Genomic DNA, 15,361 nt, shown 5'->3' with positions numbered 1-15,361 from the left:
GAACGACCATGAGCACTGCTACGACGCTGCCCGACGAGTTCGCCGAGTTGGCCCCATTCGCCGGCTGGGCCCTCGACACTTGGCGGGAGCGCTATGAAAAGCGCTTGGACTCCACAATGGACGAGATGCAGGCCTTCTACGATGCCATGATGCCCCGGCTGGCCGAGATACTGGAATACTGCGACGCCTTCAACCTCCACGACTTGCCCGACGATGCCCGCAACCTGCTGCTGCTGGCGTTCTCCTTGTGCGAGACGTCGTTCCCGGTGGAGGCGTGGCGTCAGCCCCGGGTGCCCGACAGCGGCTCCGCCGACCTGGAGCTGGTGCGCGAGCCGGCCCTGTAGTCCGAGGCAGTCCGAGGTGCCCTGGAGATGATGGTGCCGACAGGTGGTCAGTCGGCGTTGAGGGATTCCCGGGTGATCTGGGCGGGGTCGGGGGGCGCGGCGCTGGGCGTGGCGATGTCGATATGGGCGATCGTGCCGGTCCAGGGGAACGGTGGCTGGTAGTCGTCGTTGACCGGGAAGCCGGCGTCTTGGCCGATGATCAGCCCGGTGCCCCCGTTCTGCCAGGAATTGGGGAACGTGCGGTCGAGCTCCAGCCGGGCGGATACCTCACCGCCCACCAGCAGCTCCACGGTGCTCGAGGCCGGAGAAGTCGGCTGGTACCGGCATCCCAGCGTGGAGGCGTCAACGGCAACCGTCGGGGTGGCTAGGCGGAACTGGTCGCCCGACAGGCACATGCCCAACACCAGAGTGCCGTCCAATCCGTAGAGGGCTAGGCCGCTGGTCCAATCTCCCATGGCCCACAAGATGCCCTCAGCCCCAGCCGCTCCCACCGTCACTGAGGCCTCGATGGTGAATCCTCGCACCAGCACCGGCATCACCTCGTCGGCCACCCGGCCTGCACCCGGTCGGTAGCGCACTTGGGCGGGGGGCGGGTAGGCCGGCGGGTAGATGGCCGGCATCCGCCCGGCATAGCCGTCGTCGAGGGGCAGCACCCCGTAGCGTTCGGCGGCGGCCCACCAGGCTGATTCGAGCTCGGCCAGCTTCTCGGGGTGCTCGGCGGCCAGGTCATGGGCCTCGGAGAAGTCGTCGTCGAGGTTGAACAGCGCCCAGGTGTCGTCGGTGAACGAGCGGCTCCCCTCCATGAGCGCGACCTCGTCGCCGTGGGCTTCGGCCACATGGTCGGTGGTGGCCTTCCAGCCGTCCAGGTACATGGCCCGCGACCCCTGGACCTCGAAGTACTGCTCTGATCGGGGAGACGATGCGTCGGCATCATCGAAAGTGGCCGCCAGGCTGGCCCCGTGCATCGGCGACTGGGCCACCCCGTCCACCGAATCGGGAGCGATCATCCCGCACAGCTCCAGCACGGTGGGGGCCAGGTCGATGGCGTGGCAGAACTGGGTGCGCACCTCGCCTCGGGCGGCGATGCCCGCGGGCCAGTGCACCACCAGCGGAGTGCGGGTGCCGCCCAGCCAGGCGTAGCGCTTCCACAGCTTGAACGGGGTATTGCCGGCCCAGGCCCAGCCCCAGGCGTAGTGGTTGTAGGTGCGGGGACCGCCCAACTCGTCGAGCCACTCAAGGTTGGCGGCCACCGACTCGGGCAGGCCTTTGGTGAACCGGTGTTCGTTGACCGATCCCACATGGCCGCCCTCGGCGCTGGCCCCGTTGTCGGAGCACAGCACCACCACCGTGTTGTCCAGCTCGCCGATGGCATCGAGGTGGTCGATCACCCGGCCGATCTGGGCGTCGGTGTGGGAAACGAACCCGGCGTACACCTCGTGCATGCGGGCGAACAGCCGCCGGGCGTCGGCGTCCAGATCGTCCCAGGGCTGCACCCACGAGGGCCGCTCGGTCAGATCGGTGCCCTCCGGAACGATTCCCGAGGCCCTCTGCCGCTCGAACGCCCGCTGTCGCCACCGGTCCCACCCGTCGTCGAACATCCCCCGGTAGGGCTCCACCCACTCGGGGGCCACGTGGTGGGGGGCGTGGGTGGCCACCTCGGCGTAGTAGCAGAAGAACGGCTTGTCGGGGGCGGCGTGCTTCTGGTCGGTGATGTGGGCGATGGCCTGGTCGGCCAGATCGGCGCTGAGGTGGTAGCCGTCGTCGTAGTGGGCCGGCGGCTTGATGTAGTGCTGGTCTCGCACCAGGTTGGGGGCCCAGCAGTTGGCCCCGCCGTGGAGCACCCCGTAGTAGCGCTCGAAGCCCACCCCGGTGGGCCACAGGGTGAACGGTCCGGCCGCACTGCGCTCGCCCCGGGGGGCGAGATGCCACTTGCCGATGGCCATGGTCCCCCAGCCGGCGTCTCGCAGGATGCGAGGCAGCATGGCGGCCGATGGGGGGATGCGGGCGGTGTAGCCGGGAAACCCCATGGTCATGTCGGACAGAAAGCCCATTCCCACCGCATGGTGGTTGCGGCCGGTCAACAGGGCGGCCCGGGTGGGCGAGCACAGGGCGGTCACGTGGAAGCGGTTGTACGACAGGCCGCCCGCGGCCAGCCGGTCGATGTTGGGGGTGTCTATATCGGCCCCGAAACATCCGAGCTGGGCGAACCCGGTGTCGTCCAACAAGATGACCAGCACGTTGGGCGCCCCTTGGGGCGCTCGGGGCAGCTCCGGGGGCCGAGGGGTGGAATCGGCGACGGTGAGCCCGATGCCGGGTGATGAGAGCGGAGAGGCGGTCACTGGTTCGGCCATAGTGGGCTCGGATGACTAGCGCCGCGACCGGTAGTCGCTGCCGGGTATGGAGGCGAATGGGAAGGGCTCGGGCGCTCGGCCCTTCAACAGCGCGAAGCACTCGCCGGTGAGACCGGAGTCGAGGATGGCCATGGCTGCCTCGGCCACTTCTTCAGAGTCCATGATGACCATGCCAGCGGCTTCGAGCCGGTCTCGGTTGCCGCCGAGGAATCCGGTGCCCACCGTGGCCGGGCAGACGGCGTTGAGGCTGATGCCCTGCTCGGCGAGGTTGGGGGCGGCGCTGCGGACCAGGGCGGCAATGGCGTGCTTAGACATCGAATAGCCCAGGTCCACCGGCAGCGGGCTGAACGAGGCCATCGAGCCGGTAACCAGCACGTGGCCGCCCCCGGCTGCTTCCAGCAGCGGAACCGCAGCCCGCAGGCCGAAAACCACGCCGTGCTGGTTGATCCCGACGATGCGCAGATAGTCGTCGTCGCTCATCTCGGCGATGCTGCCCAGCCCCATCATGATTCCGGCGTTGAGATGGACGAGATCGAGATGGCCCGGGTCTTTCGCCATCTCCGCGGCCAATGCGCTCCACGCTGAGGAGTCGGCCACGTCCAAGGGGCGGTACTGCCCGCCGATCTCATCGGCCACCTGTTGGCCAGCGTCGTCGGCCACGTCGGTGCAGATGACTTGAGCGCCCGCCTCGGCGTATCGACGGGCGCAGGCCGCGCCGATTCCCGAGGCTGCTCCGGTCACCAGGGCGGTCTTTCCGTTTAGGTCCACGTTCAGCCCCCAGCCTTCTCGGCGCCCCGGGCGAAGGCGTCTTGGGTCTCGAGGTCGTAGAGGCCGTTGATGAACTGGAGCGGGGGTTTGGTGGTGTACTCCTGCTCGGCTCGAGTGGGCATGATCTGCTCTCGGTGGCGCAGATCCCACATGCTCTCGCACCGCCCTGAGTACTCGTCGGGCTGTTCCAGCATCCAGATGATGCCGTCGGCGGGCACCGAGGTGGGCTCCCAATCGGTTAGATCGATGTCGCCCATGTTGGCCAAGGTGCCCTCGGAGGCCACCGGGATGTCGATACGGAAGCAGTTGACTGCGATGCAGTCGGGGTGGAGCTGGCGGGCCAGGTCGGTGGTCATTCGCTCCAGAGCCAGCTTGGACATTCCATAGGACATCAGCCCCGGCACCGGGCGCAGGGCAGCCTGCGACGACAGGCTGAGGATGCGTCCCCGTCCCGCGGCCCGCAAATGGGGCAGGGCGGCCCGCACGGTGAGCAGCGGGGCCCGCAGGTTGATGTCCATGATGAGGTCGTAGCGCTTCAGGGGGATGTCCACCTCGCCCACGAAGGTGACCGCCGCATTGTTCACCACCACGTCGAGCCGACCCCACGCCTCCACCGGGGCCGCCACCATGGCCTCGATGTCGTCGGCCGAGGTCAGGTCGGTGGGAACGGCTATGGCCTCGCCCCCGGCGTCGACCACTGCCTCTACGGTCTCGTCGATGGTGCCGGGGAGCGGCTTGGGCGATGCCTTGGTGGAGCGAGCCGCGCAGGCCACCTTGGCCCCCTTGGCTGCTGCCGCTAGGGCAATTGCCGCGCCCACCCCCCGGCTGGCCCCGGTGACCAGCACAACTTTCCCAGCCAGGTCGAAAGGCTCAGACATCAGCGCTCCATGGCATGCGTCGCTACCCTAACGAATGACGTTGACTAGGCCGGAGTGGAACCGGAGTGGGCGAGTATCAGCATCTGACGGTGGCCCCGGTGGGCGGCTGTATCGGCGCGGAAGTCAGCGGTGTGGACCTGCGGGAAGATCTGGCCGACGCGGTGGTGGCCGAGATACGCCAGGCATGGCTGGCCCACTTGGTGGTGTTCTTTCGCGACCAGCACCTGACCCTCGACCAGTTCTCGGCCTTCGCCCGCCGCATCGGTACCCCCGGCCGCTATCCGTTTGTGCCCGGCCTGCCCGAACACCCCGAGATCATCGAAGTCAAGAAACTGCCCCACGAAACCGTCAACTTCGGCGGCATCTGGCACACCGACACCGCCTACCTGGAGCGGCCGCCTATGGCGTCGATGCTGTTGGCCCGGGAGGTGCCCGCCGCGGGCGGCGACACCGAGTTCGCCAACATGTACGCCGCATACGACGCGCTGTCCGACGGCCTGAAGGAGTTCCTGCGGGGGCTGCGGGCGGTGAACAGCTCGGCAATGGCCGACGTGTCCAAAACGCGAGAAGACCGCATTGCCGACGCCACCGGGGCAGGCCACACATCAGCCGAGAGCTATGAAGCGGTCCATCCGGTGGTCCGCACCCACCCCGAGACCGGTCGGCTGTCCCTCTATGTCAACGTGGCCCACACCGCCCGGTTCGAGAGAATGACCGACGAAGAGAGCCAGCCCCTGCTGCGGTTCCTGTTCGCCCACCAGACCCGGTCGGAGTTCACCTGCCGATTCCGCTGGGCGCCGGGCTCGCTGGCCCTGTGGGACAACCGCTGCGCCATGCACAACCCCATCAACGACTACCACGGCCAACTCCGGGTTATGCACCGCATCACCTTCGAGGGGGATGTGCCCCGCTAGCCCATCTCTTGCGAAATCAGGGAGAATTCCACCATGTGGCATGAGGAACAGGTGTTGATCGACGGTGAGCTGAGGGCCGCCGAGGGGGGCGGCGTGTTCGAAACGGTGAACCCCGCCACCGAGGAGGTGCTCGGGGTGGCCGCCAATGCCACCGATACCGATGCAGTGGCCGCAGTGACCGCTGCTCGCCGGGCATTCGACACCACCGACTGGGCCACTGACCACGACTTTCGGGCTAAGTGCCTGCGCCAGTTCCATGCCGCGCTGGAGAACCATCTGGAGGACATGCGGGAGCTGACTGTGGCCGAGGTGGGCTCCCCGGTGATGCTCACCTACGGAGGCCCGCAGCTCGAGGCCCCGGTGGGGTCGGTCAAGTGGGTGGCCGACATGATGGACGGCTACCGGTGGTCCGAAGACCTGGGCGTGGTCGAGTCTTACGGGGGCCACCACCGGCGGTGGATCGAGCGGGAGGCGGTGGGTGTGGTGGCCGCCATCACCGCCTATAACTTCCCCGTCCAGCTCAACCTGGCCAAGCTGGGTCCCGCCCTGGCCGCTGGCAACACGGTGGTGTTGAAGGGGGCGCCCGACACCCCGTGGTCGGCGCTGGCACTGGGCTATCTGATCGCCAATGAAACCGACATCCCCCCCGGCGTGGTCAACATCTTGACCTCAGCGGAAAACTCGGTGGGCGAGGTGCTCACCACCCACCCCGACGTGGACATGGTTACCTTCACCGGCTCCACCGCCACCGGGCGCAAGATCATGGCCGCGGCCAGCGCCACGGTGAAGAAGACCTTCCTGGAGTTGGGGGGCAAGAGCGCCTACGTGGTGCTCGACGACGCCGATGTGGAAGCAGCCGCCGCCATGAACTCGTTCATGATCTGCACCCACGCCGGGCAGGGGTGCGCCATCAACACCCGAATGCTGGTTCCCGCGGCTATGGCCGACACCGCGGCCGAGGTGGTGGCGGCCACGCTGGCCAACATCCCCTACGGCGATCCCACCGACCCCTCCATGATGATGGGACCCCTCATCAACTCCCGCCAGCGCGACAAGGTCCACAAGTTTGTGACCGACGCCATCAACCAGGGGGCGAAGCTGGTAACCGGCGGAAAGCGGCCCGAACACCTGCCGGTGGGCTACTACTACGAGCCCACCCTGCTGGCCGGAGTGGGCGAAAACGACTTGGTGGCCCAAGAGGAGGTGTTCGGACCGGTGCTGGCCATCATCGGTTATGAGGGGGGCGACGACGAGGCCGTGCGGATCGCCAACAACTCCATCTACGGCCTTTCGGGCTCGGTGAACAGCGCTGACCCGGAGCGGGCTCGGGCCGTGGCTCGCCAAATCCGCTCGGGCACGATCAGCGTGAACGGCGGCATGTACTACGCCGCCGACGCGCCCTTCGGCGGCTACAAGCAATCGGGCATCGGCCGGGAGATGGGCGTGGCCGGATTCGAGGAGTTCCTCGAGATCAAGACCCTGGCTGAACCGGCCGCGTAGGCGGCAAGCTCAGGTCGCCATGACTGAATCGGGGGAGTGGGCCAGCATTCCGCACATGGCCCAAAGCGCTGCCGCCCGCTTCGGCGACGCCCCTGCGGTGGTGGAGGGCGACACGGTGCTCACCTACGCGGAACTCGGGGACCGAGTCGACCAGGCGGCTGCGGCCATGCTGGCTGCCGGGGTGCAGGCTGGCGACCGGGTGGCGATCTGGGCCTCCAACCGCTCGGAGTGGATCATCGCCGCGCTGGGGCTTCAAACCGCGGGTGCCGTGCTGGTGCCGGTGAACACCCGGTTCAAACCAGCCGAAACCGCCTACATTCTGGCCCGGAGCGGGGCCCGGCTGCTGGTGGCCGAAGCCGGGTTCGCGGGCATTGATCCCGCAGGACTGTTCCATCAGCCCAACGAAGATCTGCCTGATTTGGAACAAGTCGTGGTGCTCTCGCCGGCCGTGCCAGACGAGAACCTGTCCATCGGAGTGTCGTGGGCAGATTTTCTGGCCGCGGCCGAGTCGGCAGGGCCTGACGCAGTCCAAACCCGGCGGCAGGCAGTCGACGCCGACCAGATCAGCGACATCTTGTTCACGTCGGGCACTACTGGAGCACCCAAGGGGGTGATGATGAACCACGGCCAGACCCTGAGGCAGTTCTCCGACTGGTGCGACTTCGCCGATCTGCGCCAAGGCGACCGGTATCTGATCATCAACCCCTTCTTCCACATGTTCGGCTACAAGGCTGGCTGGCTGGCCTGTCTGCTACGGGGAGCAACGGTGTACCCGGTGCCGGTATTCGACGTCGACCGGGTGCTGGAGCTGGTTGAGGCCGAGCAGATCACCGTGCTCCCTGGTCCGCCCACGATTTACCAGGCTGTTCTGGATCATCCCGCTCGCACCGATCGTGACCTGTCCAGCCTGCGGGTGGCGGTCACCGGGGCGGCCGACATCCCGGTGGAATTGATTCGCCGAATGCACGAGGAGATGCCGTTTCAGCGCATTTGCACCGGCTATGGCCTCACCGAAGCGGGAACCTGCACCGGAACGCGACCCGGCGACGACCCCGAGACCATCGCCACCACCGTGGGGCGAGCCATGCCCGACGTGGAAGTCCGGGTGGTTGACGGCGACCGGGAGGCAGCCCCGGGGGACACCGGGGAAGTGCTAGTGCGAGGCTTCAGCGTGATGGCCGGCTATTTCGACGATCCCAAGGCCACCGCCGAAGCCATCAACGCCGACGGATGGCTCCACACCGGCGACTTGGGGGCGATGGATGCCCAGGGAAATCTGAAAATCGCCGGACGGATCAAAGACATGTTCATCGTCGGCGGATTCAACGTTTACCCCGCTGAGATCGAAAACTCGCTTTTGGGACATCCCGATGTGGCCCAGGCCGCGGTGGTCGGCGTGCCTGACGAGCGGCTGGGAGAAGTGGGGCGGGCGTTCATCGTGCCCCAGGCCGGCGCGGCCCTCGACCCTGAAGAGTTGATTGCCTGGTGCCGGGTGCGCATGGCCAACTACAAGGTGCCCCGATCAGTGGTGCTGCGGGAAACCCTGCCCCTCAACGCCACCGGCAAGGTTATGAAAGAGGAGCTGTTGGCCAGTCTCTAGCGCCCGGTTCCGGTGGGGAAGCCCTTGCCTTCGAGTTCGGGGTCGAGGGGCAGGTCGAAGCAGTTGAACGCTACCGCCAGGGTGTCGTAGGCCCCCACAGTGAACAGCAGGTCCATGATCTGTCGAGTGTCGAATGCCTCGGCCAGCTCATTCCATGTGTCGTCCGACCATCCGTCGTTGTGGTGAAGCTCGTCTACTGCCCGCAGCACCAAGGCGTCATCGGGCGCCCAACCGTCAACTGAATCGACAGCGGTGCGGGCGATCTCTTCGTCGGCAAGGCCCACTTCAAGGGCGGAAGCCGAATGTTGGACCCACTCATATTCGCTTCGGCGCTGCCAGGCCACCCGCAGCACAACTAGCTCAATTGTCCGCTCTGGAAGGGTGTTGAGATAGAGAAGATGACGGTTGAACTCCAAGAACGCCTTGGCCAGTTCGGGATAGCGAGCCATCACCGACAAAGCGTTGTTCGGCCGGCGGCTCTGTTGTTTGCGGTCGGATTTGCGCTTGTCGTAGGTGGAGCCGGCTGGGGGGCGCATGGGCTCCATCGCGGCAAAAGCCTCGGGCGTCCACTCCGACAACTCCAACGGTGCAATGCGAGGCCTCATGGTCGGGTTGTCAGGTTTTTCGGTCGAGCTGCTCACCCGATCCTCCTTGGCCTTCTTCCGGGATGGTAACCGACCTTTGAGAAGCAAAGACCAGCGTCAGCCATCGTTTGCCGGCTGATGTCTGATATGAACGGGACTGCGTCAGACGGTGAGGAGTTGTTGTGCGCATAGGACTGATGGTCGGACCCGAACGGCGCCGGTACGCCACCAAGACGGCTCGGATGATCGAAGCCGCTAAGGAGGCCGAGGCTGGCGGGTTCGCTTCTGTGTGGATTCCCCAGATCCCCGACGAGTTCGACGCCATGACTTCGGCGGCGCTGATCGGGTCGGCCACCTCGTCGGTTGAAGTGGGTACCGCGGTGGTAGTGGCTCAAACCCGCCACCCCATCGCCCTGTGCCAGCAACTGCTGTCGGTGCAATTGGCTTGTGAGGGGAGGTTCACCCTCGGTCTGGGCCCGTCGCACCACTGGATCGTGGAGGACATGCTGGGGCTGACCTATGACCGGCCCGCAGCCCTAGTCCGGTCGTATCTGGATGTGTTGGACCGGGCGCTGGCCGGTCCGGGACCGGTTCTGGTCGAAAACGAGCACTTCCACATCAACAACCCGCTCGACATTACCGACCAGGCTGCCACCCCGGTGCTGCTGGCCGCGTTGGGGCCGGTCATGCTGCGGCTGGCCGGGGCCCGCACCGATGGCACCGTGTTGTGGCTGGCCGACGAGCGGGCCATTGGCGAGTTCATCGCTCCCCGGATCAACAGAGCCGCTGTCGAAGCCGGTCGGCCCCCGCCTCGGATCGTGGCCGGGGTGCCAGTGTGCCTTTGCGCTCCCGGTGAGGTGGACGCGGCCAAAGGCCGGGCCGAGCGGCTATTGGCCGAGGCAGAGGTTTCCCCCAACTACCAGCGGCTGTTGGATCGGGGCGATGCCCAAGGGGTGTCGGACATCATGGCAGTCGGCGACGAGGCCGCCGTCTTGGCCCGTCTGCGATCGTTCGCCGACGCTGGTGTCACCGATATTTCGGTGCGGGTACTGCCCGTCGGCGACGGTCGTGATGAGCTGATCGCCTCTAGCCAGCGCACCCGGGAATTCCTGGCCTCGTTGACCCCAGGCATATAGAGGCTGGGGTCAGGCCGCGTTCCCTATGACGCTAGGGGGCGGCCGAAGGGGAGCGAGTCCTGCCAAGTGGCGAGGAAGGACTCGGCTCGGTAGGCGGCAGCCAGGAAAAGGCCGTCGGGGTGGTCGGCGATCTCTTCGAGAGAAGCGGTGATTTTGGCGGCGGCGTCAGCGGTGATGGCCTCAGGGGTGGGGTCCCCGCTGGGCCACCAGGCGAACAGGGGGCCGGCGGTGGCGATGAAGTCGGGGACCACTGTGGTGCCGGCGCGACCGAGAATGGCCAGAGCCCGGGCGGTAACCGGGATGGGACTGTAGGGGACCAGGGTGTTTACGTTGATCTGCTCAGCCACGGTGTGGTCGATGGCACCCATCTTGGAGCCGGCGAACAGCACGTCGGCTTGGCCGTTCATTTCCACCATCGTGCCGCCCTGCTCCTCCACGGCGATTGCCAGGGCATCGCAAATCGGTTCCGAGCCCTCGATGGCCACGGTGCGACCGTCCAACCCGCCGCTGGCCTGCGCGGCAGCGGCCACTGCTCCGGCGACAGTTGCTTGGTCGGCCAGATCGCCTACCGCGGCGCGGGGATCAACGCCGGCCAATGGTGCCAGGGCGGTCCGGGGCACTCGGGTGCCCGGTTCAGGCATGAAGCGTCCGGAGGTAACCATCGGGGCGATCTCGGCGGCGAACTTGGCCACCGCATCGGCTCGGTCGTCATCGACGGCATTGATTCCTGCTGAGGCTCCGCTACGGCGCATCTCAAACGTGGCGAATGCGTAGGTCATCGAACGAGCCAGATCGGTGGCCCCACTGGGCAGGATCTTGCGGGCCGACCGGACCACGCCCACCGACTCGGGCGCGTCGGCCAAATCGAACACGATGAAGGCGTCGACCGTATCGAGTTTCTCTATGGGCATTATTCGGACGACTCGCCCTCTTCGCGGTCCATTCCGGCCACGATCTCTTTGACCCGCACCTCGGCGTCGTTGATCCGTCCCCGGCACACCCGGATGAGCTCGGCGGCCCGCTCGACCTTCACCGCCAGCACGTCGATGTCGATGTCCTCAGCCTCCAGCTCGCCCAAGATTTGTTGCAGCTCGCTCAGAGCATCGGCGTAGCCGATCTCTTGTGTGCTCATCTTCTCGTTCTCCTCATTGCTTCTCAGACACGGTGCTGTGCAGTTCGCCTTCGGCCACGATGGTTACCAGCTCATCGCCGGTGGCAACTGCCGCCGGGTCGCGCACAACTTTGCCGCTATGGCGGGTGATCGACCAACCACGGGCCAAGATTTTTCGAGGGTCTAGCAGTCGCACCCGGCCCTCTAGGTTGACCAGTTCCCTGGACGCGGTTCTCGGCATCCGCAGGGCCTGGGCAGCCACTCCCGACTTCTTCTGCTCCACCGTGCGCCGACCTTCGACAATGGCCGCGGCGGCCCGGTGTCGCATGGTTCCCGCACAGTCGTCCACTTTGCGGGTTTCGCTTCGGGTCCGGGTCTCGGCCAGCTCTCGGACCCGCCCCGCCCGGCCTTCCAACCGGCTGCTGGCGCGATGCAGATGGCCCTCGGCGGCTCGGACGGTGGTCTGGCTCACCGTCATAAGTCGACGGTCGGCGTCATACGCAAGCCGCTGGGCCCACTCGGCAATTGCCTCCCAGGCCAGTTCCGTTGCCTCCAAGTGGGCCCGGGCAGCGCCAACGATGAACACGGCACAGGCCGTAGGCGTTTTCTGGGCTTCGTGGGCCACCTCGTCAATGATGGTCCGGTCGATCTCATGGCCCACCCCGGTCACCACCGGCACGGGAGCATCAGCGACCGCTCGGGCCACCACCTCGCTGTCGAAGGCCACCAGGTCAGTGCGAGCCCCGCCCCCTCTCACCACCGCAATCACGTCCACCCCGGCTCGGCCCACTGCCCCAATGGCCGCGGCGATGAGCGGGGGAGCGTCCACCCCCTGAACCGGGGTGTCGGCCACCACCACCTCCCAGGCCAATCCGCTGCTCTCCAACTCATTGTGAAAGTCGTGGTGGGCCGCGCTCCCGTTGGAGGTGACCAGTCCGATGCGCAACGGGGCGACCGGGAAGGATACGGCATGGTTCTTGGCCAACAGCCCCTCGTCGCGCAGCATCTCCAGCAGGCGCATCCGCTCGGCCTCCAATTCGCCCAGCGTGAAGTTGGGATCGATGCCGGACATGTAGATCTGGAGCCGGCCCCCTGGCGGCCAGAAGTCCAGCTTGCCCTGGATGCGGATCTTCATGCCGTCTTCCATGGCCATCCCGCCATGGCGGCGCAGCGTGTCCTCTACTCGCTCGCGGTTGAACCGAAAAAGCGCCACCGAAACTGACGCCTCGGGCTGTTTGCCGGCGCCGTTGTCCGGGTCGGGCTCCACCAGATCGAAGTACATGTGCCCGCTGCGGGCCCGGCTCAGGTTGCGGATCTCGCCCTCCACCCACAACTCATCGCCGAAAGCGTCGCTCAGCACCTGCTTGATGCGGTCGGTCAGCTCGGCAACGGTGAACGTGGCCGGACCGGCGGCGGCCCCCGGGTCGGTCGAGTCGAAAAGGCTCATACCGCGCTCTCCGCGGGAGACCGTTGCTCGTTGCGAACCAGCGTTCGGTACAGCTCGGCGTATAGTCCGTCGGCGGCCAGCAGATCCTGATGGCGGCCCGATTCCACCAGCTGCCCTTGGTCGAGCACCAGGATTAGATCGGCGTTGGTGACCGTGGACAGGCGATGGGCAATCACCACCGCGGTGCGTCCCTGGAGGGCGATCCCGAGCGCCTGCTGCACCAGCGCCTCGTTCTCGCTGTCGAGGTGGCTGGTGGCCTCGTCCAGCACCACGATTGCCGGGTCTTTGAGCAGCACCCGGGCAATGGCCAGCCGCTGCTTCTCACCCCCCGACAGGCGGTAGCCCCGCTCGCCCACCACGGTGTTGTAGCCCTCGGACAGCGAGGCGATGAGGTTGTGGATGTGGGCCGAGCGACAGGCCGCCTCCATCTCCGCGTCGGTTGCGCCGGGGCGGGCGTAGCGCAAGTTGTCGGCCACGGTCTCGTGGAACAGGTGGGGATCCTGGGGCACCACCCCCATCGAGGCCCGCAGCGACTCCTGGGCGACATCCCGCACGTCGGTGCCGTCGATCAGCACCGCCCCGGTGTCCACGTCGTAGAGCCGGGTCAACAGCGCGGCCAGTGTGGTTTTACCCGCCCCCGATGGCCCCACCAGCGCCACCAACTGCCCCGGCTCGATCACCGCTGACACATGGCGCAGCACCGGTTTGCCGGTGGCCTCCGGGGCGGCGGTTTCGGTTTGCAGCGAAGCCAGCCGGTCGTCGCTGGGCGGATAGGTGAAGGTCACCTCGGCCAGCTCGATTCGCCCTTTGGGCTGTTGCAGCGTGACCGCATCGGGACGGTCGGCAATGGGATTGGGGGTGTCCAGCACCTCGAACACCCGCTCGAACGACACCAAGGCGGTCATCACGTCCACCCGGGCGTTGGTCAGGCTGGTGAGCGGGGTGTAGATCCGCACCACCATGAGCCCCATGGCGGCCAGAGTCCCCACTGTGATCGCCCCGGAGATCACCAGCTGGGCCCCAACCCAGTACAGAACCGCCGCGCCCACCGCCCCCACCAGGCTCAGGGCGATGAAGAACGTCCGCCCGTACATGGCGCTGCGCACTCCGATGTCGCGCACCCGTCCGGCGGTGGACCCGAACCCGTCGCGCTCTTGGTTGTGGCGTCCGAACAGCTTCACCAGCAGCGCCCCCGACACGTTCAGCCGCTCGGTCATCACCGTGTTCATGGAGGCGTTGTGCTCCATCGACTCCCGGGTGAGGGCTTGGAGCTTTCGGCCCACCCGCTTGGTGGGCAGGATGAACACCGGCAGCAGGGCCAGCGCCATCAGCGTGAGCCGCCACTCCAGCAAGAACATGGCCACCAGCGTGGTGGCCAAAACGATGGTGTTGGACACCACCGACCCCAGTGTGCCGGTGAATGCCCGCTGGGCACCGATCACGTCGTTGTTCATGCGGCTGATGAGCGACCCAGTTTGCACCCGGGTGAAGAACGCCATCGGCATCCGCTGCACGTGGTCGTATAGCTTCACCCGCAGGTCGTAAATCAGCCCCTCGCCGATGCGGGCCGACCAGTAGCGCTCGATGAAGGCAAGGGCCGCCTCGCCGAACGCGGCCAGCACGATGATCCCGGCTAGAAGATGCACTTGGCCCCGGTCGCGGTTCTCGATGGCATCGTCGATGATCTGGCGGAACAAAAGAGGCGGCACCAGCGACAGCAGCGCTCCCAGCAGCAACACCACCACGAATCCGATGAGCATGGCCCGGTAGGGACGCGCGAAACCCGCCACCCGGCGGATCGTCTGCCCGGCTATCTGCTTGCCCTTTACCCCTGTTGGATCGTGGCCGATGGCGCCGTGGGCGCCGCCCATCGCATGCACAAACTGCACGATACGCCCATCCAGTGACAATCGGCGGTTTGTGGGATTGCCTTGCCGACTTTCGAGGTCAAACGATGACGCGCCCGCCGTTCACGCCGAGCAATTGGCCGGTGAAGTAATCGGCGTCGTCTCGACACAAGAAGGCGCAGGCCGCAGCGATGTCTTCGGGTTGGCCGACCCGGCGCACGGGCGTAGTGGGGATGTGCTCCTCGATCCCTCCGCCAAGGTGGCCCCCGTCGGCAGCCCGGTGCAGCGACGGTGTCTCGATGAAGCTGGGAGCAATGGCGTTGACGGTGATCCCCTTGCGGCCGAATTCCCTGGCCAGTGACTTCGTCAGGCCGATCACCGCGGCTTTCGATGCCGAGTAGTGGGTATGCCCGAAGTTCCCTGTTTGAGCACTTGAGGAGGAGACGTTGACGATCCGGCCCCAGCCCTGTTCGATCATGTGCGGGATCACGAGCTGGCAGAACTCAAAAGTGCCCCGCAGGTTGACGGCCATGACCCGGTCGAAAGATTCCCTGGAGATTTCCAGGAACCGCTCAAAGGGAGAGATTCCAGCGTTGTTTATCAGAATCGTCGGATGGCCGAGCTTGTCGACAGTTGTTGCGACTCCAGCCTCGATCGAAGTCAGATCGGCGACATCGCATTCCACCGAGATGGCAGTGCCGCCTGCCCCCTCTATGGCTGCCGCGGTTCTTGCCGCCGAATCGCCGTCGAGATCCAAAACAGCCACGGCGGCACCGTCGGCGGCCAACCGCAGGCTTACCGCCGCACCGATGCCGGCACCACCCCCGGTCACGATGGCAACTCGGGGCAGGGACCAAGTGGGAGAGGGCATGTCCAATTCT

The 15,361-nt window shown here is 66.5% G+C and carries 14 protein-coding genes; 5 read left to right on the top strand and 9 right to left on the bottom strand.

Translation table 11 applies throughout. From position 1 onward, the window contains the following. Positions 1-8: 8 nt before the first annotated feature. Positions 9-344, top strand: coding sequence for a hypothetical protein (locus ACOGI7_RS13770; RefSeq protein ID WP_419849330.1), 336 nt, complete (start codon positions 9-11; stop codon positions 342-344). Positions 345-391: 47 nt separating this feature from the next. Here ACOGI7_RS13770 and ACOGI7_RS13765 read toward each other — a convergent pair whose 3' ends face one another. From ACOGI7_RS13765 to ACOGI7_RS13755, 3 genes are read right to left on the bottom strand one after another with little or no spacing between them, the layout of a single operon-like run. Next, positions 392-2,695 (bottom strand): arylsulfatase, encoded by a 2,304-nt coding sequence (locus tag ACOGI7_RS13765; protein WP_419849329.1) that lies wholly within the window; start codon positions 2,693-2,695, stop codon positions 392-394. Between the two features lie 15 nt (positions 2,696-2,710). Continuing rightward, complete coding sequence (locus tag ACOGI7_RS13760) at positions 2,711-3,463, bottom strand: SDR family oxidoreductase (RefSeq protein WP_419849328.1); 753 nt, start codon at positions 3,461-3,463, stop codon at positions 2,711-2,713. A 2-nt stretch (positions 3,464-3,465) separates the two neighbouring features. Beyond that, complete coding sequence (locus ACOGI7_RS13755) at positions 3,466-4,341, bottom strand: SDR family NAD(P)-dependent oxidoreductase (protein ID WP_419849327.1); 876 nt, start codon at positions 4,339-4,341, stop codon at positions 3,466-3,468. Positions 4,342-4,406: 65 nt separating this feature from the next. Between ACOGI7_RS13755 and ACOGI7_RS13750 the strand changes: the two genes are divergently transcribed. Genes ACOGI7_RS13750 through ACOGI7_RS13740 form a run of 3 tightly spaced genes read left to right on the top strand, consistent with a single transcriptional unit; the run spans position 4,407 to position 8,355 of the window. Further along, positions 4,407-5,255, top strand: coding sequence for a TauD/TfdA dioxygenase family protein (locus ACOGI7_RS13750; protein WP_419849326.1), 849 nt, complete (start codon positions 4,407-4,409; stop codon positions 5,253-5,255). A 33-nt stretch (positions 5,256-5,288) separates the two neighbouring features. Continuing rightward, on the top strand, positions 5,289-6,755 hold the full coding sequence (locus ACOGI7_RS13745; protein WP_419849325.1) for an aldehyde dehydrogenase family protein: 1,467 nt from the start codon (positions 5,289-5,291) through the stop codon (positions 6,753-6,755). 19 nt (positions 6,756-6,774) lie between these two features. Next, a complete protein-coding gene (locus tag ACOGI7_RS13740) occupies positions 6,775-8,355 on the top strand; it encodes a FadD3 family acyl-CoA ligase (protein ID WP_419849324.1) in 1,581 nt (526 codons plus the stop codon). On the opposite strand, the gene ACOGI7_RS13735 is transcribed toward ACOGI7_RS13740, so the two are convergent. Continuing rightward, positions 8,352-8,996, bottom strand: coding sequence for a carboxymuconolactone decarboxylase family protein (locus tag ACOGI7_RS13735; RefSeq protein WP_419849323.1), 645 nt, complete (start codon positions 8,994-8,996; stop codon positions 8,352-8,354). The genes ACOGI7_RS13740 and ACOGI7_RS13735 overlap by 4 nt on opposite strands. A 125-nt stretch (positions 8,997-9,121) precedes the next feature. Between ACOGI7_RS13735 and ACOGI7_RS13730 the strand changes: the two genes are divergently transcribed. Beyond that, positions 9,122-10,075 carry a TIGR03564 family F420-dependent LLM class oxidoreductase gene (locus ACOGI7_RS13730; protein WP_419849322.1) on the top strand — a complete coding sequence of 318 codons (954 nt, stop codon included), beginning with the start codon at positions 9,122-9,124 and terminating at the stop codon, positions 10,073-10,075. 23 nt (positions 10,076-10,098) lie between these two features. Here the strand turns inward: ACOGI7_RS13730 and ACOGI7_RS13725 are convergent, their stop codons facing one another. From ACOGI7_RS13725 to ACOGI7_RS13705, 5 genes are read right to left on the bottom strand one after another with little or no spacing between them, the layout of a single operon-like run. Then, positions 10,099-10,986 carry a hypothetical protein gene (locus ACOGI7_RS13725; RefSeq protein WP_419849321.1) on the bottom strand — a complete coding sequence of 296 codons (888 nt, stop codon included), beginning with the start codon at positions 10,984-10,986 and terminating at the stop codon, positions 10,099-10,101. Then, the gene (gene xseB, locus ACOGI7_RS13720; protein ID WP_419849320.1) at positions 10,986-11,207 is read right to left on the bottom strand and encodes an exodeoxyribonuclease VII small subunit; all 222 of its coding nucleotides are present in this window, start codon (positions 11,205-11,207) and stop codon (positions 10,986-10,988) included. Before xseB ends, ACOGI7_RS13725 begins: the two co-directional genes overlap by 1 nt. Before the next feature lie 13 nt (positions 11,208-11,220). Beyond that, positions 11,221-12,633, bottom strand: a complete 1,413-nt coding sequence (gene xseA, locus ACOGI7_RS13715; RefSeq protein WP_419849319.1) for an exodeoxyribonuclease VII large subunit — start codon at positions 12,631-12,633, stop codon at positions 11,221-11,223. Beyond that, a complete protein-coding gene (locus ACOGI7_RS13710) occupies positions 12,630-14,522 on the bottom strand; it encodes an ABC transporter ATP-binding protein (RefSeq protein WP_419849318.1) in 1,893 nt (630 codons plus the stop codon). The genes xseA and ACOGI7_RS13710 overlap by 4 nt, the downstream gene beginning before the upstream one ends. A gap of 58 nt (positions 14,523-14,580) precedes the next feature. Further along, complete coding sequence (locus tag ACOGI7_RS13705; RefSeq protein ID WP_419849317.1) at positions 14,581-15,351, bottom strand: SDR family NAD(P)-dependent oxidoreductase; 771 nt, start codon at positions 15,349-15,351, stop codon at positions 14,581-14,583. Positions 15,352-15,361: the final 10 nt, after the last annotated feature.

It is taken from the genome of Candidatus Poriferisocius sp. (assembly GCF_965204145.1).
In the GTDB taxonomy this organism is placed as follows: Bacteria; Actinomycetota; Acidimicrobiia; order Acidimicrobiales; family Bin134; genus Poriferisocius.
Note: the sequence above shows the minus strand (reverse complement) of the source record. Positions and strands in the feature narration are given on the sequence as shown.